This is a genomic window from Acinetobacter junii (genome assembly GCF_018336855.1).
GTDB lineage: Bacteria > Pseudomonadota > Gammaproteobacteria > Pseudomonadales > Moraxellaceae > Acinetobacter > Acinetobacter junii.
The window spans coordinates 364,365-386,438 of record NZ_CP059558.1 but is presented as its reverse complement, the minus strand read 5'-3'; the positions used below and the strand labels follow the sequence as shown (position 1 = coordinate 386,438).

Below are 22,074 nucleotides of genomic sequence, written 5' to 3'. Positions count from 1 at the left end.
TCAAATCTAAGAATCGAGCAATTTTTTGTCACAAGCTTATGACAAAAAAGCCATCATAATGATGGCTTTAATACGATTTCATGCAGAATAATTTCACATTATTGCGTTTCTATTTCTCTGAGCCGAATCAAACCTTCTTGTACTGTACTACAGACTAATTGTCCGTTTTGCCACATTTTTCCAAAGTTCAAGCCACGAGAACTTGCACTAATCGTTGCCTCCATGTCATACAACATCCAATCATCTGCACGCAGAGGTCGATGGAAATAAATCGTATGATCAATACTGGCACATTGTAGATTTGGGGAAATCCAAGACAGACCATGAGGACGCAATGCTGTTGTCATCAAGGTAAAGTCAGAATAAAACGCAACAATCGCTTGATGAAGTGAAATTTCATCAATGTTCGATGGGATTCGATCATGAGTACGAATATAGTGTGCGTAAAAAGGAGCTTCCGGCTGAGGTTGAAACGGATTCATAGGCTGAATCGGTTTAATTTCAACATGACGTTCACGCATAAAGCTGGCGCGAACATTTTCAGGCACGAAATTCAACATACTTTCTTTTAGTTCTTTTTCTGATTTCAGTGCTTCTGGAGCAGGATATTCAGGCTCTTTATGTTGATAGTTCAAACCTTCTTCAGGATTGGCAAAAGATACCATCGCAGAAAAAATTGTACGCCCATGTTGAATTGCTCGCACTTGACGACTTGCAAAACTTTTTCCATCACGCAATGGATCAACTTCATAAATAATGGGTGCATTTACATCTCCACCATATAAGAAGTAAGCATGCAACGAATGTGCAGGACGATCAGTAGTATACGAAGCAGCTCTTAATGCTTGACCAAGAACCTGTCCACCGAATACTCGTTTACCAACCAAATTGCGGCTGTTACCCCGAAAGATATGATCTTCTATTCTTTCTAAGGTCAAAAGTTCAACGAGTTCTTGAGTCAAAGCATTCATGTAATAACCTTCCAACATCAATCAGGAGAGATCAACGAATTGTTATATTAGTTGATGATTTTGATTGTGCCACAAATTCCAATAAAGATGCTCAGGATAAAATGATTTGTCCGTCACATTAATCCTTATTTATAACCGCTAAAAATACGATTTTTAACGATAAAATCTACCAAATACGCTATATTTTGTCAGAAAATAGCATATCGTTTTATGTAAGAATATCGCAGAATGTCGTGTTCATCATGGCTATATGTCAGGATTATTATTTAGGAGTCTGTAATGTCCAAGACTGGATTTGGTCAAATGTATCGTCAACTTTCGAGTAAGTTACTTGACCTTGTGGTTACCCCACATGTTCTTGGTGAAGTTCCTACAGAATCCACCAAAACAGAGCAGAATACAACCGATTCAAATAAAATTGTATGCTATGTTTTACAAAACTATTCACGTAGTAATGCACTTGTTGTCGATGGTGAAACCCGTCGCCTTCATCTGAAACCTGCACTAGATCCATTGAGTTTTGGATCATATCAGGAAAAGAACTCAGTCTTATTCCTTCATCATAACGAAAATAATTACTTTAATACTCAAACTTTTCCTAGCAAACTTTTACATCTTATTGAAGCACTCGAAAAACATCCTGAAACTGAAATAGAACTCGTGCCTGTTACGGTATTATGGGGACGTGCGCCTGATAAAGAAGATTCTTGGTTCAAATTACTATTTTCAGATACTTGGGCAACACCAGGTACTGTTAAACAACTTATGAATATCGGCTTACATGGTCGCCAGTCTTATTTGGAATTCCATGAGCCTCAATCATTGAGAGAATTGGTAGATTATGCCAAGACCAACCACCCAAATCTCTCTCCTGCGACTTATATCGCTAGCTCATTAGATACTTATTTAGATCAACAACGTGAAGTTGTTTTGGGCCCTGACTTGTCGGATCGTCGTAACGTCATGCAGTCAGTGGTCAAATCTCGTGATGTTCAAGATGCAATCCGTCGTGAAAGTATTCAACACAAAATCAGTATGCTCGAAGCTGAACGACGTGCTATCGGATACGTTAATGAAATCGTATCAGACTACTCAGCTTCAGCTGTTCGTTTTGCTGATATGGCATTAACGCGTTTGTGGACACAACTTTATGACGGTGTCGAAGTTCATAACTTCAGTACAGTTCGTGAACTCGCAAAAGACTATGAAATCATTTACACACCGTGTCACCGCAGTCATATCGACTACTTATTATTGTCATACGTGATTTATAAACGCGGCTTGATGATTCCGTATATTGCTGCTGGCGACAACCTCAATCTTCCATTTGTAGGTCAATTACTTCGTGGTGGTGGTGCATTCTTTATTCGTCGTTCTTTCCGCGGTAATGCACTATATACATCTGTATTTAAAGAATATCTTTACAGTATTTTGTCGCGCAATACCCCGATTGAATACTTTATTGAAGGTGGACGCTCACGAACGGGGCGCTTATTGCCACCTAAAACAGGTATGTTAGCCATGACGATTCATGGTCATCTACGTGGACGTGCCAAACCAATTGTATTCGTACCAACCTATATCGGTTACGAACGCTTAATGGAAGGTTCAACTTACGTTGGCGAGATGCAAGGTAAGCCTAAAGAAGCAGAATCTATTTTTGGTATCGTAAAAACCTTACGCAAAATCGAACGTATTTTTGGTAAGGTACATGTGAATTTTGGTGAGCCTGTTTTCTTAGATGATATTTTGAAGCAGCATCAAGCAGACAATATCCAAATCGAGAAAAATGATGCACCTATTCCAGCTGAAATTTCGAAAGTTGTTTCTAGCTCAGCAAATCTAATCTTAGAAAATATTAACCGTGCAGTTGTCATTAACCCTGTTTCATTATTATCTCTGATTTTGTTGGCAACGCCGAAGCATACGCTTGATGAAGAAATTTGTGCTAAGCAGCTTGATATTTATCGTGATTTAGCGACTCAACATCCTTACGATGAACGCACTCAAGTGACTTCATTATCAGGCAAAGAAATTATTGCCTATGGCTTGAAATTAAAACTGATCAAACGTGTTCACCATGTGCTTGGTGATATTATCGCGATCGAAGACAATCAAGCGGTATTGTTGACTTACTTCCGTAACAACATTTTGCATGCCTTTGTTTTACCTTCACTTGTTGCATCTTTAGTGGAACACAATGGAAAGATCAATAAATTAGATTTAAGTAATGTAATTCGCACTTTGTATCCATTCTTAAAAGCTGAATTGTTTATGAAGTGGCAAGCTTCTGAATTGCAACAACACATCGACAGCTATGTAAATGCTTTGGTTCAAATTGGGTTAATTTTCCAAGACCATGACGGTAATTTATTTAGCCCTACGCCAAACAGTGAAGAGCACCAAAAATTACTGACCTTGGCAATGCCAGTAAAACAAAGTCTTGAACGTTATTATATGACGTTGGCACTGATCACACAGCGAGGCTCAGGCAACATCTCAACCAAACAAGTTGAGGAGTTAAGCCACTTATTAGGTCAGCGCTTATCGGTGTTATATGAATTCAATTCGCCAGAATTCTTTGATAAGGCACTATTCCAAAGCTTTATTAAAGTTCTGACTCAGCAAAACTATATTCGCAACAACGAGCAAGGCTTCATCGAATATGATGATAACTTTAGTGAAATGGCTGCAGGTGCTCAATTGGTTCTAGATGAAACCACTTTACAGATGCTGCAACATATTACTACGTTTAGTGATGAAGAATTAGCTACTGCTTTGGAAGCAATGGCTTCTCAACAAGCGAAACGTCGTCTAAAGCGTAAGAAAGCATAATCTCAACGTTCATCTCGAAACAAAAAAGCCAAATCTTAGATTTGGCTTTTTATTTGCGTCATTTGCGACATTCAAGATATTTTGGATCATCGATACATCGAAGTCGTTTAATCAATTCTACAAAAAAAGCATCGTAGTATCCTTGTTCAACATAACGATTACGGATTTTCACAACCAATGCTTCATAACCTTGTTTCTCAAAGTCTGAAATATCCGCCCAGTAATAAGCAGGCAAGTGATTTTCCCATTGAATCGCCTGTGCGGCTAATACATTACTATTTTTGACAAACCATGTACGAACATGATGCCCAAAATTTGCAGGATATGATTTTGGTTTAATCACAATATTCATTGCAAAATAAGCAACTGGGAAATTCACAACCTGTGTTGCTTCACCAAACTCTTTCTTGAGATTGTAAGGCAAAATTCCATAAGCAGGCGCTGCTAGAATATCAATCTTATGTTGTTTAAATAAATCTATTGCATTTGAAAAATCAACATAAGTCGCTTTAGCAGCGACACTTTGAACTAAAGCTTGTTGTGGTGGGTTATCTTCTAGAATCCCTATGCGCTTGTTTTTGAGTTGGGATACTTTACTGATCTGTTGAGTATTCATGATCATATATGCCGTTCCGATCGGAATCATACCAACCACTTCATACTTCGAACTGATCATTCTTTTTTCAACATTCGAATTATTCATCAGTTGCAAAAACATTCGTGCAACACGATTATTCGAAATTAAGCCAATTCCACCAGTGCTTCCCATAAATGAGTTGTAGCGGTAGGTATTAAAGTTTGATGCGACTAAACCTGTACATTTATTTTGCTCAAAAGCCTGAATCGCATCTTTTTCAATTTTAAAATAACTGAATTTTAATTGAACTTGGCTTTGCATGGCATGCAAACGTATATCTTGCAGACGACGGCTGATATCGCCTTTGGAACTCAAAGGCTCAAACACACACCAAACCTGCTCACCAGCCCAGCTTGTTGTTCCCATAAATAACAGCAAAATTAAATAAATTATTTTTCTCATATACAACCTTCAACGCCTCACTGCAAACCACGTGCAAACTTAGGCAGTTCCTTAACGGAATGTGTTGGTAAGTATCTATCAAGATTCATACCAACTCTTCAATCATGATCGCAGTTTAATCTAATTATTTTTCATTACTATGTACGAACAGCGCAGCTTCATAGTCATTAAAGCAAATCAAATGGTCAAATTCAAAACCAGTTTTAGCGATTCGAGTCGCATAAATACGCTTTCCAGTGTGCTGTTCAGACTCCAATTTCAATGGTTTCAAACCTAATTTTTGCTGAAACCAAAGCAAAATTTCATGCATCGCTATAGGTCTATTATTACTGAGAATATAACTTGATTCAGGACTTCCCAAAGTCGCCAAAAAAGCTAAAAATCGAGCTAAATCATTTATATGAATACGATTACTAAAGTGAATCGTCGGATAGCTCTGTGTACGCTGGGCAAGCTTTTTTAAACGCTCAACGGATACACCATAAATACCTGTTGGACGAACAATCACAGCCTGTTGTGGATAGTAGGATTGCCATAATAACTCCATTTTTCGTAATAGCTCTCCTTGTTCATCTATTGGACGTATATCAGACTCATCATCCACAAGCTCTCCTGAGTTTTCACCATAAACGCGTGTTGAAGAGACGATAATGATCCGTTTGACAGGATGATGTTGTAAAGCTTTAGCAATTGGTTCCACACTATCGACATAGATATGTTGATAAGCATCAATTCCACTTTCACTTGGTGAAAGAATCACATATACCACATCGATTGGTTCAAATTCACTTAAATCAAGATGATGGGCATCTTGAATATGGTGTGTTGCGTAATGATCTGTTTTTTCAGTACGGCTAATTGTGCTAATGTGGTGGCCTTGCTCAAATAAGTGTTTAGCGACACGCTGAGATGTTTTACCATAACCAATAAATAAAATATGCATACCGATCCTTGACCAAAAAATGACTTCAGTCCAGCAATTACAAGGCGTTGGTGCTGCCGCAGCAAGCCTACTAGAAAAGCTCCATATTTTTAGCACGGATGATCTACTGTTTCATCTTCCGCGTGACTATGAAGATCGTAGCACTATTATTCCAATGAATCAGCTGGTTGTTGGACGTAGTTATTTGCTTGAGGGGGAAGTTAAATCTATTGATTTCCCACCAGGAAAAAAGAAATCCTTTGCTGCGTTGCTACAAGATGATTTTGGCAAAGTCACCTTACGTTTTTATCATATTTATAAAGGTTTAACGGATCGTATAAAACCGGGCGCACGTTTAAGAATCTTTGGTGAAGTCCGTGTCGGTGCACGAGGCTTAGAACTTTATCATCCCGAAATACAAGTCATTCAACAACATACCGCATTACCCAAAACTCAGTTAACAGCGATATATCCAAGCACGGAAGGTCTAACACAACCTAAGTTGCGTGAATATGTTCGCCAAGCACTAGAACATCATAGCGATGCTTTACCTGAATTACTGCCCGCCAAATACAGTAATGGCTACGAATTAAAAGAAGCTCTGCACTATATTCACGAACCACCGATTGATGCCAATATGGTACAACTCAATCAAGGCTCACATCCTGCACAGCAACGATTGATTTTTGAAGAACTGGTCGCGCATCAAATCAGCTTACTTACACGTCGTGCTTATATTCGACAAATAGCAGCACCTCGCTTTAGCAGCAGCAAAGTTTTAGCAAAGAGCCTTTTAGATGCTCTGCCTTTCCAGATGACTAATGCACAAAAAAGAGTTTCTAAAGAAATTCTACATGATCTGAAGCAAGATCAACCCATGCTGCGCTTAGTTCAAGGAGATGTGGGTGCAGGTAAGACATTGGTTGCAGCCGTTGCAGCATGCCATGCTTTAGAAGCTGAATGGCAAGTGGCACTGATGGCACCCACCGAAATCTTGGCTGAACAACACTATTTAAATTTCAAACGTTGGTTTGAGCCTTTAGGCATAAAAGTAGCTTGGCTCTCAGGTAAACAAAAAGGTAAAGCACGAACTTTAGCAGAGCAGGAAATTAAAGAAGGTCACTCACAACTCGTTGTCGGAACGCATGCCCTATTCCAAGACAATGTAGAATTCTCGAAGTTAGGCTTAGTGATTATTGATGAACAACACCGCTTTGGGGTAGATCAACGACTTGCATTACGTAATAAAGGCGTTGATCAATTTACACCACATCAACTAGTGATGACAGCGACCCCTATTCCACGCACACTCGCAATGAGTGCTTATGGTGATTTAGATACCTCAATCATTGACGAGCTACCACCTGGACGAACCCCGATTCAAACTGTCACGATTCCTCTTGATCGTCGAGAAGAGGTCTTACAACGTATCGCCAGTAACTGTCGTGAAGGTAAACAAGCCTACTGGGTTTGCACTTTAGTTGAACAATCTGAAACCTTGGATGCCCAAGCAGCAGAAGCAACTTTTCAAGAAATTAAAGAACGCTTCTCTGATCTAAATGTGGGATTAGTACACGGCAAAATGAAAGCTGATGAAAAGCAAGCTGTCATGCAATCCTTTAAAGACAACCAGTCACAACTTTTGATTGCCACCACCGTGATTGAAGTGGGTGTCGATGTGCCCAATGCATCCATTATGGTGATTGAAAATGCGGAACGACTTGGACTTTCTCAATTACATCAGTTACGTGGTCGAGTTGGTCGCGGTGCAACAGCTAGTTTTTGTGCTCTACTCTACAAAACGCCACTATCACAAAATGGACAAGAACGTCTTTCCATCTTGCGTGAAAGCAACGATGGCTTTGTGATCGCTGAAAAAGATTTGGAAATACGTGGTCCAGGTGAATTACTAGGTACCAAGCAAACTGGTGATATGGGGTTTCGTGTCGCACGCTTAGAACGTGATGACCATTTGCTCACCCAAGCACATTATGTTGCTGAACAATTACTCAAAGATTATCCACAACATGCTGAAGGACTATTAAAACGCTGGCTACCTGAAGCACCTCGATACGCTTATGTTTAAATTATTGAGCCGAGGAGCACAACAAGTTGCTGATTATTTCACAGCATGTCACTTATGCGATATTGGTGTCAGAGCACAATATGGTGTTTGTCAAAGTTGCTGGCAACAATTACCATGGTTAAAACATAAAATCGAACGACATCAGCAAGATATACTTATTGCCTGTCATTATGAATATCCGATCAGCCAACTCATTCAACAATTTAAATACGAGCAACAGTTACATCATCTTCGATTACTTAGCGGACTATTACTGGAACTTAAGCTGCCAAAAGTACATGCCATCGTACCAATGCCTATTTCAAATGATCGACTGATGGAAAGAGGTTTCAATCAATCACTTTTAATCGCTAAGGAACTGAGCAAAGTATTGAATATTCCAGTATGGCAGCCCGTGCAACGACTAGCCCAACATTCTCAAAAAGGTTTAAGCCGCTTAGAGCGACTGGAAAATATAGAAGATCAATTTGTCGCTAAAACACATCTTCAATTGATTTATAGAAAAGTGCTGATTATTGATGATGTCGTGACCACAGGCAGCTCTATCAATGCCCTCAGTCAAGTATTAAAACAGTTGGGGTGCCAACATATATACTCAGCCTGTTTAGCCGCTGGTGGTGTTAAACAGGCAAATCATGATGTTATTGCTTAAGACACCAAGGAATGACAACCTCGGTAGTTAATGGTGCAAGCAAAATAGACTCTTCATGCAAATCAATCCATTTCATTTCCGCGATTTCAGCCGCAATTTCAGGTTGTTGATGGAGTTCGACAACAAACAGATGGCTAATTAATTGATGATCAGGTTCATTTGCTGTTGCTGTCTCATATCGCCCCAAATACTGCTTGATGTCACAAGTAGACCCAATCTCTTCTAAAATTTCGCGCTGAATTGCTATTTCAGGCGCTTCATTGGGTTCAAGCTTTCCGCCAACTTGCATAAACACACGCGTGTTCTTTTTTCTTACCAATAACAACTCATTTTTGTCATTCATGATAACGGCAGCAGCGACAGTGATTGTTTTCAAAGGTTATCCTCAAGCTTGAATTTCATTGCGAGACGTCCATTTCGGAACTGCGGGTTGATATTTCTGAAATGCCGCTAAAATATCATGAATATTATCAGACACAATCAAGGTATCTACAAATCGAGCTTGGCTAAAACCATGCTCAACTGAAGCTTGTAACATTTTAATCAGATCATCATAAAAGCCATTAATATTTAAAAATGCACAAGGCTTTTGGTGAATCCCTAATTGATTCCATGTCCACTGCTCGAAAATTTCTTCCAAAGTCCCTGCACCGCCAGGTAATGCAATAAAACCATCTGCCAATTCAGCCATCTTGGTTTTTCGTTCATGCATATCTTTCACAACATATAGTTCGCTAAGTTCAGCATGCGCAAGCTCACGATCAACCAAAGCTTCAGGAATAACACCAATCACTTTGCCACCTGCTTCAAGCGCACTATTGGCAACCACACCCATTAAGCCAGAACGACCACCACCATAAACAAGGGTCAAACCTTGTTCAGCAATTATTTGACCTGTTGCTTGAGTGATTTGTTCATAAACCACATCATTACCGAGAGAAGAACCGCAAAAAACACATATAGAATTCATACAATTAAAACCGTTTTATATAACTGTCATGCTGATAAAGTAGGCTATGAAACAAGATTTTTGACAAAATAGCGTTTAGGCAAGTGTTTTTAGTTCAATCCTTGTCTAAAATACACGCTGACTTTCATAAACTGCGCGAGGAAAAAAGACATGCTTGAAGCCTTTTATGCCACAGAGCGCGGTAGTCTAGAAGATGCAACGATCAATGGGAGTTTTGATCTGCATCCTGAATTAGTTTGGATTGATTTAATCGCTCCATCACAAGAAGAACAACAATGGGTACTTGATGCTTATGAGCGCAACTTACCTACTCTCAAATCACTTGAAGACATTTCCTCATCCGCACGATTTTACCGTGATGATGATGGTATTTTGCATATCAGCACATATTTTTTAACAAAGAATAAAAATTATCAGGTAGATGGTGATACTGACGACTCATCACATATGCTTGCAATGGTACAAACCGTCGCATTTATTTTGCATAAAGACCGTTTATTTACCATGCGTGGTGAGAAGCTCGTCGCTTTCCGTGCATTCCGTGCCCGCGCGCGTCGCAATGACTATGATATGGACTATAAAGATCCGACGTGGATCTTATTGGGGTTACTAGAAGCAAAGCTTGATGAACTTGCGGATATCTTAGAAGATATCCACAAAGACTTAGAAAGATACTCCACAGAAGTACTCAATAATCATCATCGTGAAAAGATCTTAGATCTAGATGACATGATTACACGCCTAGCACAACAAGAAGATATGCTTGGAAAAGCACAATTATGTTTGATTGATTTGCGTCGAGTTCTTACCTTTTTATCTCGCCCGCGTGCATTAGGCAGTCATATCTATGATGCAGATATTCGAGAATTAAGCGAGGATGTACGCTCACTAGTCGAGCACGATGCTTTCTTATTCCAAAAAGTACGATTCTTACTCGATACCACTTCTGGGTTCATTAACACTGAACAGAATGACACGATTCGTCGATTCTCTATTTTACCAAGTATGCTTGCACCACCTATGCTGATTGCAAGTATTTATGGGATGAATACAGATGAATTACCATTTGCTCACGGAAGTTTAAGCTTTCTCGTCGTCGCTGGCATATTAATGGCTTTCTTAGTACTACCAATGGTCTACTTCAGATGGAAGAAATGGATATAAAATGAAAGGGTTATTCCTTTGTATAGGCATAACTCTTTCGATACCCACAACTTTTGCCTGCGCACCGCTTTCCCCAAATGATGTGTTTATTGCCCGCGTTAAGTCTGTTCAGAAGATCAATTCAATTAATCATACTAAATTCAAATTACAGCATCCTGACTTTGTATTTAAGAATTTGTTATCTAAAATCATTTCACCAAGACCTAAAGAATGGATGAGTGACTTTCCAGTTAAAACGATAAAAACGAATGACTTAATTATGGGCTTAGCATACCCATCAAATCATAATGCACCCCAGAAATATCAAATTGTCTCTTTAGCATTATTAGATTGCAAAGAAAATACCATATCGATTGATCTTCCTATTGCACCATTTACCGCATGGAATAGAAGAATTAAAGGCTGTAATAATGAATCATCTATCAGATTACTAGATGGTTTTTTTAGAACATGACGAAAGCTTTTATTTAAAAAAACTACATCAAAAATATCCAACTTGCGAAGCTCTTTTTTCAGCTTATCCCAAATAATACCAATAAAAAAGAGAGCTAAAATAGCTCTCTTTTTGTAATCTACAAAATCAATTAAATTAACTTTAAGTCATCTTGTAGATGGCAAGCTTGGATGATCTTTAACATCTTTTCAGAAACATTTTTAAAATGTAATCCTTTACTCTCTGGAGTTTGACGTAACCATTGCACCAAAACAGCCAAAGATAAAGTATTACCATTTTCAAGCTGAGCAAGGTCAACAACTAAAGGAAAACTTTGATGTTGCTGAATATATGCTAAACCTGATTGATAAACTTGCTCTGCATTTTCAAAATCAATCGTCTTAGGAACGACGAGTTGTTGGTCGATATATTGAATCACCCGTCACCTACTTATTTTTTATTTACAGCTGCATCAGCATCTGGTTTAAAGGTCGCAATCGCTTTATCAATATTTCCACCATTACGCTGAACTGTAGCAGCAAACTGGTTACGGAATTGTAAGCCTAGATCAATACCAGAAACATTGATATTACGCACTTTCCATTGATCCCCTTTGTCCGTTAATTGGAATGACACAGGGATCTTCTCACCATTATGCATAAAGTCTAAAGTCACCACAGGATTTTTGCTGTTAGTCGACTTAAACGGACGCATTGTATAACTTTCATTAGTATATTTCGCGAAAGCACCGCCGTAGTTTTCGATAATCACTTCACGGAAGTTTTTCTCAAACTGAGCACGTTGTGCAGCATTCGTGTATTGGTTATTTGCATAAGTACCCAATACGATACGAGTAAATGCTTGCGAATCTACATATGGATCAAGATTTTGACGGATAATCGTTCTGACCAAAGCTGGATTGTTTTGCAACTTCGGTTTATCAGCTTTCAAACGAGTAATTAAGCCATCTGCAACACGTTTTACGAAATCAGGTGGGGTCTCTTTTGGCGCTGCAAAAGCGGCACTCGCAAGCATTGTCGATAATACGCTTGCTGTCAGTGTCTGTTTCAATAATGTATTCACTTCAATCTCCTAACCTGAATTACTCAACAAACGAAGGTTCTGCATCATCCGTAGCAGGTTGAGAAGCTGAACTTTCTGTTGATGAGCTTGATGTGGATTTACCCGCACCGCCAGTAATAAATTTACTGATTAAATCTTCTAAATCCATTGTGCCTTGAGTGTTTGAAACGACGTCACCACGTTTCAAGTAGTTGACTCCACCACCTGGTACGACTTTCAAATATTTTTCACCCAATAAGCCATTGGTTGCTACCATTATATAAGCATCTTCGTCCAGACTCGTGATGGAGGTCATGTTACCAATCAGTTGCTGTTCCATTTCTTTTTGTTTCGCAGCATCAGCTTGTTGATAATCGGAGCTATAGCGTAATTCTTCAAGTGCATTCTTCTGCACTTCTTTTAACTGCTCAGCATTAAAGCTCGTTAACTTACCATCCAATTCGAATTTCACAGTCGCTAAACGTGTGATTGGGTCTAATGTAATAGATTCAACACGACCAATCGTTACACCACTCATCGTAACTTTTGCACGTGGTTTTAAACCATTCACATTGTCAAACTGCGCTGTCATGCTGTAGCTATCACGTAAATTTGTGCCAACTAAACCACTGACTTTCATTGCAAGAAAAAATAGAGCGATACCGAAGATAATGACAAAAATACCTACGGCCAGCTCACTAGTACGTGATTTCATTAAATCCCTCCGAACATGACCGCAGTCAACACGAAATCAAAACCTAATACACAAAGTGAAGAATACACGACCGTTCTCGTCATCGACGTCGCAATACCTTCTGGAGTTGGATCGCAGGCATAACCTTGATATACCGCTACCCATGTACAAATCAATGCGAACACTACGCTTTTGATAATGCCATTAACAACATCATGTCCAAATTGCACACTACTTTGCATTCCACCCCAAAATGAACCTTCGTCCACTCCGAGGAAATCAACGCCAACTAATTTTCCACCGACAATACCAATTGCAGCAAAAATGACAGTCAGCATCGGTAAACTTACAATACCTGCCCATAAACGTGGTGAAACGATTTGCTTTAACGGATCAACACCAATCATTTCCATACTGGCAAGCTGTTCGCTCTGTTTCATCGAACCGATTTCAGCAGTAAGTGCCGAACCAGCACGTCCTGCAAATAATAATGCGGCGACTACAGGTGCAAGCTCACGAAGTAATGTCAAAGACACCATCGTCCCTAACATTGCTTCACTACCGACATTCACCAAAATCGAATAGCCTTGTAAACCCAGTACCAAACCAATGAATAAACCAGAGACAGAGATAATCAATAATGACATCACTCCGACACGGTACATTTGGTAGATAAAACGCTGAAATCCGCCTTTGGATGGCATTGAAAATAAAATCTGAATCAACATTAGTGACGCTGCACCAATGCCTTTCACCCGCTCAATAACGAGTCTACCTAACCAGGCAATCGTATTCATGGACGAACCTCGTTATCTAAATAAGCTTGATGAGTAAATTGATATTCGACAGGTCCTTCAGCTGAACCTGTTAAAAATTGGCGCACAAATGGTGAAGCATGATTTTCTAATTGTTCAGGTGTACCTTCACCCTGAATTATACCTTCAGCAACAACATAAATATAATCAGCAATCGATAAGGTCTCTGCCACATCGTGCGATACGATAATCGTTGTTAAATCTAATGCTTCACGTAAAGAACGAATTAATCGAGTTAAAACACCTTTCACAATCGGGTCTTGCCCAGCAAAAGGTTCATCATACATAATCAATTCTGGATCAAGTGCAATCGCACGTGCTAAAGCAACACGACGATTCATGCCTCCAGAAAGTTCTGATGGCATTAATTGTTCTGCACCGCGTAAACCAACAGATTCAAGCTTTAAGGCAACAAGTTCTGCAATGATATGTTCAGGTAACTTCGTATGAGCTCGTATCGGAAATGCAACATTTTCATATACCGACATATCAGTAAACAGCGCACCACTTTGAAATAACATTCCCATACGCGCACGAGCAGTAAATAGCTCAGAACGAGACATCGCAGCTATATTTTTACCATCGAGTAAAACCTCACCCCGATCAGGAGTTAATTGTCCACCAATGAGTCTTAATAGTGTTGTCTTGCCTGTACCTGATGGCCCCATGATTGCAGTAATCTGACCACGTCGAATTTTGAGACAAACATCATCATAAATGACACGTTCCCCTCGATTAAAGCTCAAGTGTTTAACTTCAATTAAGGCTTCAGTATCGCGAGGAGTTTTATTATTCATAAGGGCATTCATTCCTGCACTTTTTATGCACGCATACTATACACTGAAAGATTAAGCACTTGTTTTTATTTTGATAAGGGATGTATCAAGATTATTTAATTTATGTAGTTATTCTTAGACGCGGATTCACTTGCAACATGCATCGTATTATTGGCATTAAAACTATCAGAATTGTTTTCATCAAATAATGCATATGCAAAGAATAATCCATTACATAACATGAGAATGACAAATAGACACGGTAGCCCTTCATTGCAAACGAAAGACCATGCTTGAGCAACAAAACTGTTATTTTGCTTAACCTTATTCATTTTTTATATAAAATTTGAACTAGAACACATTTTTTCCGATTCTACATGAATATCAAGCAATAAAAAAGCCAGTTTTTCAACTGGCTTCTTCATTTTATCGGTTTTTAACGACTAGAAATCGTTTTTACGACGACGGTCGCCACCGAAAGTTTCTTCACGTGTACCGCGTACTGGACGATCTTCACCAAATTTACGCTTAGGACGGTCTTCACCACCGAATGTACGTTTTGGACGATCTTCACCACCAAAGCTACGCTTTGGACGGTCACCGAAGCCACCTTCACGTTGAGGTGCTGGACGATCACCAAAATCACGTTTTGGACGATCACCGAAGCTACCTTCACGACGTGGTTTATAATCTACGCGATTACCACGGTTGTCATCATTCGAGTCAAAACGTGGTTTATCGTTGAAGCCACCTTCACGACGTGGACGATCAGAATTGAATTCACGACGTGGGCGATCTTCACCACCAAATGTACGCTTTGGACGATCATCAAAACCACCTTCGCGGCGTGGACGATCAGAATTGAATTCGCGACGTGGACGATCTTCACCACCAAATGATGGACGTTCACCACGTGGTTTATCATCAAAGTTACGACGTGGACGGTCTTCAAAACCACCTTCACGACGTGGGCGATCAGAATTGAATTCGCGACGTGGACGATCTTCACCACCAAATGATGGACGTTCACCACGTGGTTTATCATCGAAGCTACGACGTGGACGATCATCACCACCTTCACGACGTTTGAAATTGCTTTCGCCTTCAAAACGACGACCGCCACCAAAACCACCACGACCACGACCGCCGCCATCACGACCACCGCGACCACGACCGCCGCCATCACGACCTGAACGTGCAGGAGGTGGAGATGGCTCTAAACCTTCAATTTCAGACACATTTAAACGTGCATCTAAATAATCTTCTAAAGCACGGATTTTGCCACGCTCACGATAAGTCGCAAGTGTAATCGCTTGACCTGTACGACCCGCACGACCTGTACGACCAATACGGTGCACATAGTCTTCATTTTTCATCGGTAAACCGAAGTTAATTACGTGAGAAATGGTTGGTACGTCTAAACCACGTGCCGCAACATCAGTTGCAACTAAGATTTTTGCACGACCTTCACGAATACTACGTAAACGACGGTTACGAACTGTTTGTGGCATAGCACCATGCAACGCAACTACAGAGTGACCTGCTTCAGCTAACTCTTCAGCAAGCATGTCTGTATCTTCTTGCGTGCTTGCAAATACAACAGCTTGATCTACTGACTCGTCAGATAACCAGTGTGTAAGTAATTTTTTCTTATGCTCAAAACCATCAGTCCAATGTAAAGTTTGAGTTACATCAGTATTAGTACTATGGCCTGTTTCGATTGCGATACGTTGTGGATCATTCATCATACGTTCAGCAAGACGAATAATACGATCAGCAAAAGTAGCAGAGAACATTAATGTTTGATTACGGTTTGCAGCTAACTCACCAATTGCTTCTAGATCTTCAGAGAAACCTAGATCAAGCATACGGTCAGCTTCATCGACGATTAAAGATTCAACTTTATCAAGTTTCAATTGACGACGATTAACCAAGTCAAGTAAACGACCTGGAGTAGCAACAATAACTTGCGCGCCTTTAAGCTGTTGAATTTGCTTACCAAAAGGCATACCACCCATAATTGCTGCAATACGAACACCTTTCATATGACGTACAAAAGCAATCGCATCTTGGCTTACTTGTTGAGCCAATTCACGCGTTGGGCATAAAACTAAAATGCTTGGTTGGGTAATCGCTTTCATGCGCTCTTTAAATGGCACGAAAGTTTCTTGACCAGTTAAAGCATTTAATGTTGGGAGTAAAAATGCTGCTGTCTTACCAGAACCAGTCTGGCTAGAAACTAATAGATCTTTTCCTTCTAACGCAGCTGGAATCGCTTGTTCTTGCACAGGAGTTGGACTAGTAAAACCTAAACCTTCTAGGGCTTGTTGTAAGGTTTCGTGCAAAGAAAATTCGGCAAAAGTTTTGCTCATAGAGAGTTTCACCCTAATGGGTGCTCCATTTTAATAAATACAAAAAAATAGACATCGGCAAAAAGCGGCAAAGCGACTCAAGCTGAAAATATATGAAATTCAGCGGCAATCCGAATAACGACGATGTGGACTAACGCACGCTTGATTACTGCCTCAACCTGAAGAATCGCTAAGCGATTTGGGCGCAAGATGTGGTCCTCTCTATGGACAGCGTGCGCATAATATGAATAGAACTGAATGTTCAGGTAATGAACTGGAATTTAAGTGCGTGGGCGGATTATAGCAGAATAATTTTAAAAGTCACCCTTTTTAATAGGTTTTTCTACTGGATTACCTTTATTATTTGTATCTGACCGATTAAAGAAGATGAAATTATAAAAATAACTCCTTCATTATTATCAGATCATAATAAAAAACCCTCAAATTATTGAGGGTTTTTTAATCTAAAATTTATTTTGCAGCTTCGCTCCATGCTGGAACTACCGCTTGCATTAGTGGTTTTAACATTTTCATTGAGCAAGCAATGACTTGACCATTTTCCATTGAATCATTACCACCACGAGCATCCACAACCACACCGCCCGCTTCTTTAACAATTAACTCGCCTGCAGCGATATCCCATGGTTTTAAACCTAATTCAAAGAAACCATCAAAACGACCCGCAGCAACATATGCCAAATCTAAAGCTGCTGAACCTGCACGACGAATTTGAGCGCCAGATTTTGTGACTGCCAATAACGAAGCAAAGTGTTGCTCTGCATAAGAAACAATTTCACCATTACGCTTCGCGCGATAAGGATGACCGACTGCTAGGAATGTTTTATCTAAAGTATCTTTGACATTTGCACGAATACGACGTTGATTCATCACTGCACCGCGACCACGACTAGCTGAAAATAACTCATCACGTACTGGATCATAAATCACACCGTGTTGTGTCACGCCTTTGTGTTGTACAGCGATAGAAATACAAAAGTGAGGGAAACCATTGATAAAGTTTTGAGTACCATCTAAAGGATCAATCACCCAACACCAATCAGCGTCGTGACCTTTACCTTCTTGCATACCAAACTCTTCACCTAGGAAGCTATGATTTTTATAGCTTTTGCGAAGTGTATCTATTGTAAGTTGTTCCAAATAACGATCAACACGTGTTACTGGACCATCAATGCCTTTTTCTTCAACTTGTAAATCGAGTTTATGACGATTTTGATGTGCCTTTAAAAGCTCTTGACCAACTGTTTGAGCCGCACGCGCAGCCATAACCACCATAGGTTCCATTGAACACCCACTACAAATTTGAAGATTTTGACAAAGAATAATGCATAAAAGCCCTTACATTCTATCAAATATAAGGGCTTTTAGGGGAAAAATGTTTACGAAAAATTATTTCTGTTTTTATCTAAAACCAAGCACGTTCAATTGAAGCTAAAATCCCATGCGCATCCAAACCACAATCGGCGAGCATTTGTTGATGTGTAGCTTGATGTAAAAACTCATCTGGCAAACCCAAATTGAGGATTGGCTTTACGATTTTTGCTTGTGCGAGGAATTCATTTACTGCACTTCCCGCACCTGCCATCACGGCATGTTCTTCAACAGTTACGAAAAGCTGAGTTCGTTTAGCAAGTGTACGTATCATTTGTTCATCTAGTGGCTTCACAAAACGCATATTTACCACACGCACACCTATTGCATGCTTATTCGCAAATTGTTGCGCTGCTTCGACTGAAGCTGCCACTCGACTCCCGAAAGCCAAAATACTGATCTGCTGATCTGCATCCAAATTAAATTCTGCAACGATTTCAGCTTTACCAATTTCTAAAGCAGTCATTTGTTGTTGAATTTCTACACCTGTTCCAGCCCCACGCGGGTAACGAACTGCTGTTGGACCTTTATAATGATATGCAGTGTGTAGCATTTGACGACATTCATTTTCGTCTTTTGGCGCCATAATCACCATATTAGGTACAGTACGCATATAGGCATAATCGTATGCACCTGCATGCGTTGGACCATCTTCGCCAACCAAACCAGCACGATCAATACCAAAGGTGACATCTAAATTTTGCAATGCCACATCATGAATCAACTGATCGTAGCCACGTTGCAAGAAGGTTGAATAAATCGCGACAACAGGCTTTAAACCTTCACACGCCATACCCGCTGCTAAAGTGACTGCATGCTGTTCAGCAATCGCAACATCAAAAAAGCGTTCAGGGTATTGCTGTGCAAACTTCACCATCCCAGAACCTTCACACATTGCAGGTGTGATCGCTAATAAACGTGCATCTTGTGCAGCTTCGTCACATAACCACTGTCCAAATACATCTGAATATTTAGGTGGTGATTTTTTAACTGGTGCTGAAGCAGTAGGTGTAATCTTAGTAATGGCATGATAGGTAATCGGATCTGCTTCTGCTGGAGCGAAACCTTTACCTTTTTTAGTGTAAACGTGGACTAATCGAGGACCTTTGCGTTTTTTTAATGCGTGGAAGACTTGAGCAAGTTGTTCAACATTGTGCCCATCAAAGGGTCCGAAATAGTCAAAACCAATCGCTTTAAATAAGTTATCAGCTGCATCTGTTGCAGATTGATGCAAACGCGAATTGTATGTCCATTTTGGATGTGGCTGAACATAAGCTTCGCCCTGTTCATTTACATTGACCAATTGACCCGTTTCCCAAATCGCAGCGAGATGTTTTGCAAAACCACCCGTGCTGCATGAGATCGACATATCATTATCGTTCAATACCACGATTAGATCAGCATCATGTGCAACAGCATCATTCATGGCTTCAAAAGCCATCCCTGCCGTCATTGCACCATCACCGATAATCGCAACAACTTCGCACGGCTTTTGTTGATAACGACGAGCCAGTGCCATCCCTAATCCAGCAGAAATTGCTGTTGAAGAATGTCCTACACCGAAAGTATCAAAATCAGATTCATCACGTGCTGGAAATGCAGCTAAACCACCTTTACTACGAATTGTGGTAATACGTTCTCGACGTCCAGTCAGGACTTTGTGTGGATATGCTTGATGCCCTACATCCCAAACTAAACGATCATCTGGTGTATTGAAACAGTAGTGCAAAGCAACTGTCAGTTCAATCACACCTAAATTTGCGCCAAAGTGACCACCACTTTGTCCTGCTGCATACAAAATATATTGACGCAACTCATCTGCCACTTGAGGGAGTTGGCTTTGCTCGAGCTGACGTAATTGCTCAGGATGATCGATTTCATCCAACAATGGCGTAACAGGGCGTTGAGTTGGAATTTCGGTATACAACATAATGTGGCAAAGCCTTTTTAAGCCTGGCAAATCCGAAGCTGGGTTAAATGGGGGTGATCATACAATTAAACATGATGCACCTTCAATCAGCCACATGTGCGAATGATGTAGTGCTGAACATTCTCTTGCATACATTTACAGTATAGCCATCAGATTATCCTGAATTATGTCACTGTTTATCAACTATTATTATGTGCTTTGTATGAAAAAGAAAAACTTGTGTGAAAAATCAGACATTCTAATTCACGCAATCTTCACACATTAGGCTATACTTTGACAGTTTTTCTGATAATGGTGAATAAATCTGTGCCGATTGAATTTATTGCAACATCAAAGCTACCAACTGCTTTCGGTGACTTCAATATTTCCGTGTTTCAAGACCCAAAGACGGGTGAAGAACATGTGGCGCTTTCTAAAGGTTTAGAAACTCCACCAAATACTCCTGTTTTAGTTCGTATTCACTCAGAGTGTCTTACGGGCGACGCTTTTGCCTCACTGAAATGTGACTGTGGTCCTCAACTGCAAGCAACCCAACGTTTGATCAATGAAGCAGGTCAAGGTGTCATCCTTTATTTACGTCAAGAAGGTCGTGGCATTGGATTGACCAATAAAATCCGAGCTTATGCACTCCAAGATCAAGGGCATGATACGGTTGACGCTAACCTTCTGTTGAATCTTCCTGCTGATGCACGTCGTTATGATATGTGCAGTATTATGCTCGATCATCTCCAAGTCAAAGAGGTTAAGTTGATTACTAACAATCCTCTAAAACTTAAAGCACTGACCGATCTTGGTATTAATGTTGTTGAACGTGTACCACTTACTGTTGGAAAAAATCCGTTCAATGAGCAATATTTAAAGACCAAACGTGAGCGTATGGATCATCTCTATCAAAAAGATGACTTCTGATTCACGTTCTTAAACGTTTAAAAATAAAGCAATCAAGGGATTTTTAATCAGAATGATTAAAAATCCCTTATTTTTTTTATGGTTTTATGTTTTGATGTTACTAATACATAGATCACCTCAAGAGGATCATCATGCAGCATCCAACTTCAGCTGATATTCAACGTGTCCGTGAATTTTTACTTGATCTACAAGCACGAATTTGCGCAGGTTTAGAGCAACAGGAACGTGCAGGCGGTGGAACCGCTGAGTTTATCATTGATGATTGGGAAAGAACCGAAGGCGGTGGTGGTCGCTCTCGAGTTCTACAAAATGGTGAAGTAATCGAAAAAGGTGGGGTGATGTTTTCCCACATTAACATCAGCAAACTACCTGCTTCAGCGACAGAACGGCATCCACAGATTGCTGGTGCAAAAGCACAAGCCTTGGGCGTTTCATTAGTCATTCATCCTAAAAATCCTAATATTCCAACCTCACATGCTAATGTTCGTTTATTTGTAGCCGAACCTGAAGGTCAAGATCCTGTGTGGTGGTTTGGTGGTGGCTTCGATCTGACACCTTTTTACCCAGATGATCAAGATATTCAAAATTGGCATCAAACCGCTTATGACTTATGCAAGCCTTTTGGTGAAAATGTTTATGCAGAACATAAACAATGGTGTGATGATTATTTTTATTTAAAGCATCGTGATGAACAACGCGGCGTAGGTGGGCTGTTCTTTGATGATCTCAATCAGTGGGATTTCGAAACTTGTTTTAAATATATGCAAGCCGTTGGAAATGGATACTTAGAGGCGATCTTACCTATTTTTGAAAAGCATCGTGAGCAACCCTATACAGAAGCGCAACGTGAGTTCCAACTTTATCGTCGTGGGCGTTATGTAGAATATAATTTGGTTTATGACCGTGGCACTTTGTTCGGCTTACAAACTGGTGGGCGTATTGAGTCAATTCTAGTAAGTTTACCGAATCTAGCAGGTTGGTCGTATCGTCCAGAATGGGACGCTGACTCGTCAGAGAAACGACTTACAGATTATTATTTAAAACCAAGAGATTGGTTAGGTTTAACAAAATAATCC

Annotated in this window: 21 protein-coding genes; 7 read left to right on the top strand and 14 right to left on the bottom strand. The window is 40.0% G+C overall.

The window, feature by feature from the left end; genetic code table 11:
• Positions 1–98: 98 nt before the first annotated feature.
• Positions 99–971 (bottom strand): acyl-CoA thioesterase, encoded by an 873-nt coding sequence (locus H2677_RS01830; protein WP_004909395.1) that lies wholly within the window; start codon positions 969–971, stop codon positions 99–101.
• Positions 972–1,250: 279 nt separating this feature from the next.
• Between H2677_RS01830 and plsB the strand changes: the two genes are divergently transcribed.
• Entirely contained in the window at positions 1,251–3,806 is a 2,556-nt protein-coding gene (gene plsB, locus H2677_RS01825) for a glycerol-3-phosphate 1-O-acyltransferase PlsB (protein WP_005403257.1), read from the top strand.
• A gap of 58 nt (positions 3,807–3,864) precedes the next feature.
• Here plsB and H2677_RS01820 read toward each other — a convergent pair whose 3' ends face one another.
• Positions 3,865–4,845 carry a putative solute-binding protein gene (locus H2677_RS01820; RefSeq protein ID WP_099948039.1) on the bottom strand — a complete coding sequence of 327 codons (981 nt, stop codon included), beginning with the start codon at positions 4,843–4,845 and terminating at the stop codon, positions 3,865–3,867.
• Between the two features lie 124 nt (positions 4,846–4,969).
• Positions 4,970–5,788 carry an NAD-dependent epimerase/dehydratase family protein gene (locus H2677_RS01815; RefSeq protein WP_212639031.1) on the bottom strand — a complete coding sequence of 273 codons (819 nt, stop codon included), beginning with the start codon at positions 5,786–5,788 and terminating at the stop codon, positions 4,970–4,972.
• Positions 5,789–5,807: 19 nt separating this feature from the next.
• Between H2677_RS01815 and recG the strand changes: the two genes are divergently transcribed.
• Together recG and H2677_RS01805 are read left to right on the top strand one after the other, a co-directional pair.
• Positions 5,808–7,853 carry an ATP-dependent DNA helicase RecG gene (gene recG / locus H2677_RS01810; RefSeq protein WP_212639030.1) on the top strand — a complete coding sequence of 682 codons (2,046 nt, stop codon included), beginning with the start codon at positions 5,808–5,810 and terminating at the stop codon, positions 7,851–7,853.
• Positions 7,846–8,505 carry a ComF family protein gene (locus H2677_RS01805; protein ID WP_129261571.1) on the top strand — a complete coding sequence of 220 codons (660 nt, stop codon included), beginning with the start codon at positions 7,846–7,848 and terminating at the stop codon, positions 8,503–8,505. Before recG ends, H2677_RS01805 begins: the two co-directional genes overlap by 8 nt.
• On the opposite strand, the gene H2677_RS01800 is transcribed toward H2677_RS01805, so the two are convergent.
• Together H2677_RS01800 and H2677_RS01795 are read right to left on the bottom strand one after the other, a co-directional pair.
• Positions 8,495–8,881 carry an NUDIX hydrolase gene (locus H2677_RS01800; RefSeq protein ID WP_004909413.1) on the bottom strand — a complete coding sequence of 129 codons (387 nt, stop codon included), beginning with the start codon at positions 8,879–8,881 and terminating at the stop codon, positions 8,495–8,497. The genes H2677_RS01805 and H2677_RS01800 overlap by 11 nt on opposite strands.
• Positions 8,882–8,890: 9 nt before the next feature.
• Positions 8,891–9,475 carry an LOG family protein gene (locus H2677_RS01795; protein WP_125299073.1) on the bottom strand — a complete coding sequence of 195 codons (585 nt, stop codon included), beginning with the start codon at positions 9,473–9,475 and terminating at the stop codon, positions 8,891–8,893.
• Positions 9,476–9,625: 150 nt separating this feature from the next.
• Here H2677_RS01795 and H2677_RS01790 point away from each other — a divergent pair, with 150 nt between their 5' ends.
• Positions 9,626–10,639, top strand: a complete 1,014-nt coding sequence (locus H2677_RS01790) for a magnesium and cobalt transport protein CorA (RefSeq protein ID WP_004909415.1) — start codon at positions 9,626–9,628, stop codon at positions 10,637–10,639.
• 1 nt (position 10,640) lies between these two features.
• Positions 10,641–11,093: a hypothetical protein gene (locus H2677_RS01785; protein ID WP_228301660.1), complete on the top strand. Its 453-nt coding sequence runs from the start codon at positions 10,641–10,643 to the stop codon at positions 11,091–11,093.
• 130 nt (positions 11,094–11,223) lie between these two features.
• On the opposite strand, the gene H2677_RS01780 is transcribed toward H2677_RS01785, so the two are convergent.
• The 9 genes from H2677_RS01780 to dxs form a co-directional block, all read right to left on the bottom strand.
• Positions 11,224–11,511 carry an STAS domain-containing protein gene (locus H2677_RS01780; protein WP_004964385.1) on the bottom strand — a complete coding sequence of 96 codons (288 nt, stop codon included), beginning with the start codon at positions 11,509–11,511 and terminating at the stop codon, positions 11,224–11,226.
• A gap of 11 nt (positions 11,512–11,522) precedes the next feature.
• Entirely contained in the window at positions 11,523–12,155 is a 633-nt protein-coding gene (locus H2677_RS01775) for an MlaC/ttg2D family ABC transporter substrate-binding protein (RefSeq protein ID WP_004909421.1), read from the bottom strand.
• Positions 12,156–12,174: 19 nt separating this feature from the next.
• A complete protein-coding gene (gene mlaD, locus H2677_RS01770; RefSeq protein ID WP_004909422.1) occupies positions 12,175–12,849 on the bottom strand; it encodes an outer membrane lipid asymmetry maintenance protein MlaD in 675 nt (224 codons plus the stop codon).
• Positions 12,849–13,625 carry a lipid asymmetry maintenance ABC transporter permease subunit MlaE gene (mlaE, locus tag H2677_RS01765; RefSeq protein WP_004909424.1) on the bottom strand — a complete coding sequence of 259 codons (777 nt, stop codon included), beginning with the start codon at positions 13,623–13,625 and terminating at the stop codon, positions 12,849–12,851. The genes mlaD and mlaE overlap by 1 nt, the downstream gene beginning before the upstream one ends.
• Entirely contained in the window at positions 13,622–14,440 is an 819-nt protein-coding gene (locus H2677_RS01760; RefSeq protein ID WP_004951744.1) for an ABC transporter ATP-binding protein, read from the bottom strand. Before H2677_RS01760 ends, mlaE begins: the two co-directional genes overlap by 4 nt.
• Before the next feature lie 95 nt (positions 14,441–14,535).
• A complete protein-coding gene (locus tag H2677_RS01755; RefSeq protein ID WP_004951742.1) occupies positions 14,536–14,751 on the bottom strand; it encodes a hypothetical protein in 216 nt (71 codons plus the stop codon).
• A 111-nt stretch (positions 14,752–14,862) separates the two neighbouring features.
• On the bottom strand, positions 14,863–16,791 hold the full coding sequence (locus tag H2677_RS01750; RefSeq protein WP_151722952.1) for a DEAD/DEAH box helicase: 1,929 nt from the start codon (positions 16,789–16,791) through the stop codon (positions 14,863–14,865).
• Between the two features lie 450 nt (positions 16,792–17,241).
• Entirely contained in the window at positions 17,242–18,072 is an 831-nt protein-coding gene (locus H2677_RS01745; RefSeq protein WP_004951734.1) for an inositol monophosphatase family protein, read from the bottom strand.
• A gap of 121 nt (positions 18,073–18,193) precedes the next feature.
• Positions 18,194–20,089 carry a 1-deoxy-D-xylulose-5-phosphate synthase gene (dxs, locus tag H2677_RS01740; RefSeq protein WP_212639029.1) on the bottom strand — a complete coding sequence of 632 codons (1,896 nt, stop codon included), beginning with the start codon at positions 20,087–20,089 and terminating at the stop codon, positions 18,194–18,196.
• 306 nt (positions 20,090–20,395) lie between these two features.
• On the opposite strand from dxs, the gene ribA reads away from it, so the two are divergent.
• Positions 20,396–20,998: a GTP cyclohydrolase II gene (gene ribA, locus H2677_RS01735; protein ID WP_005403269.1), complete on the top strand. Its 603-nt coding sequence runs from the start codon at positions 20,396–20,398 to the stop codon at positions 20,996–20,998.
• 131 nt (positions 20,999–21,129) lie between these two features.
• Positions 21,130–22,071, top strand: a complete 942-nt coding sequence (hemF, locus tag H2677_RS01730) for an oxygen-dependent coproporphyrinogen oxidase (RefSeq protein ID WP_004951723.1) — start codon at positions 21,130–21,132, stop codon at positions 22,069–22,071.
• Positions 22,072–22,074 lie beyond the last annotated feature (3 nt).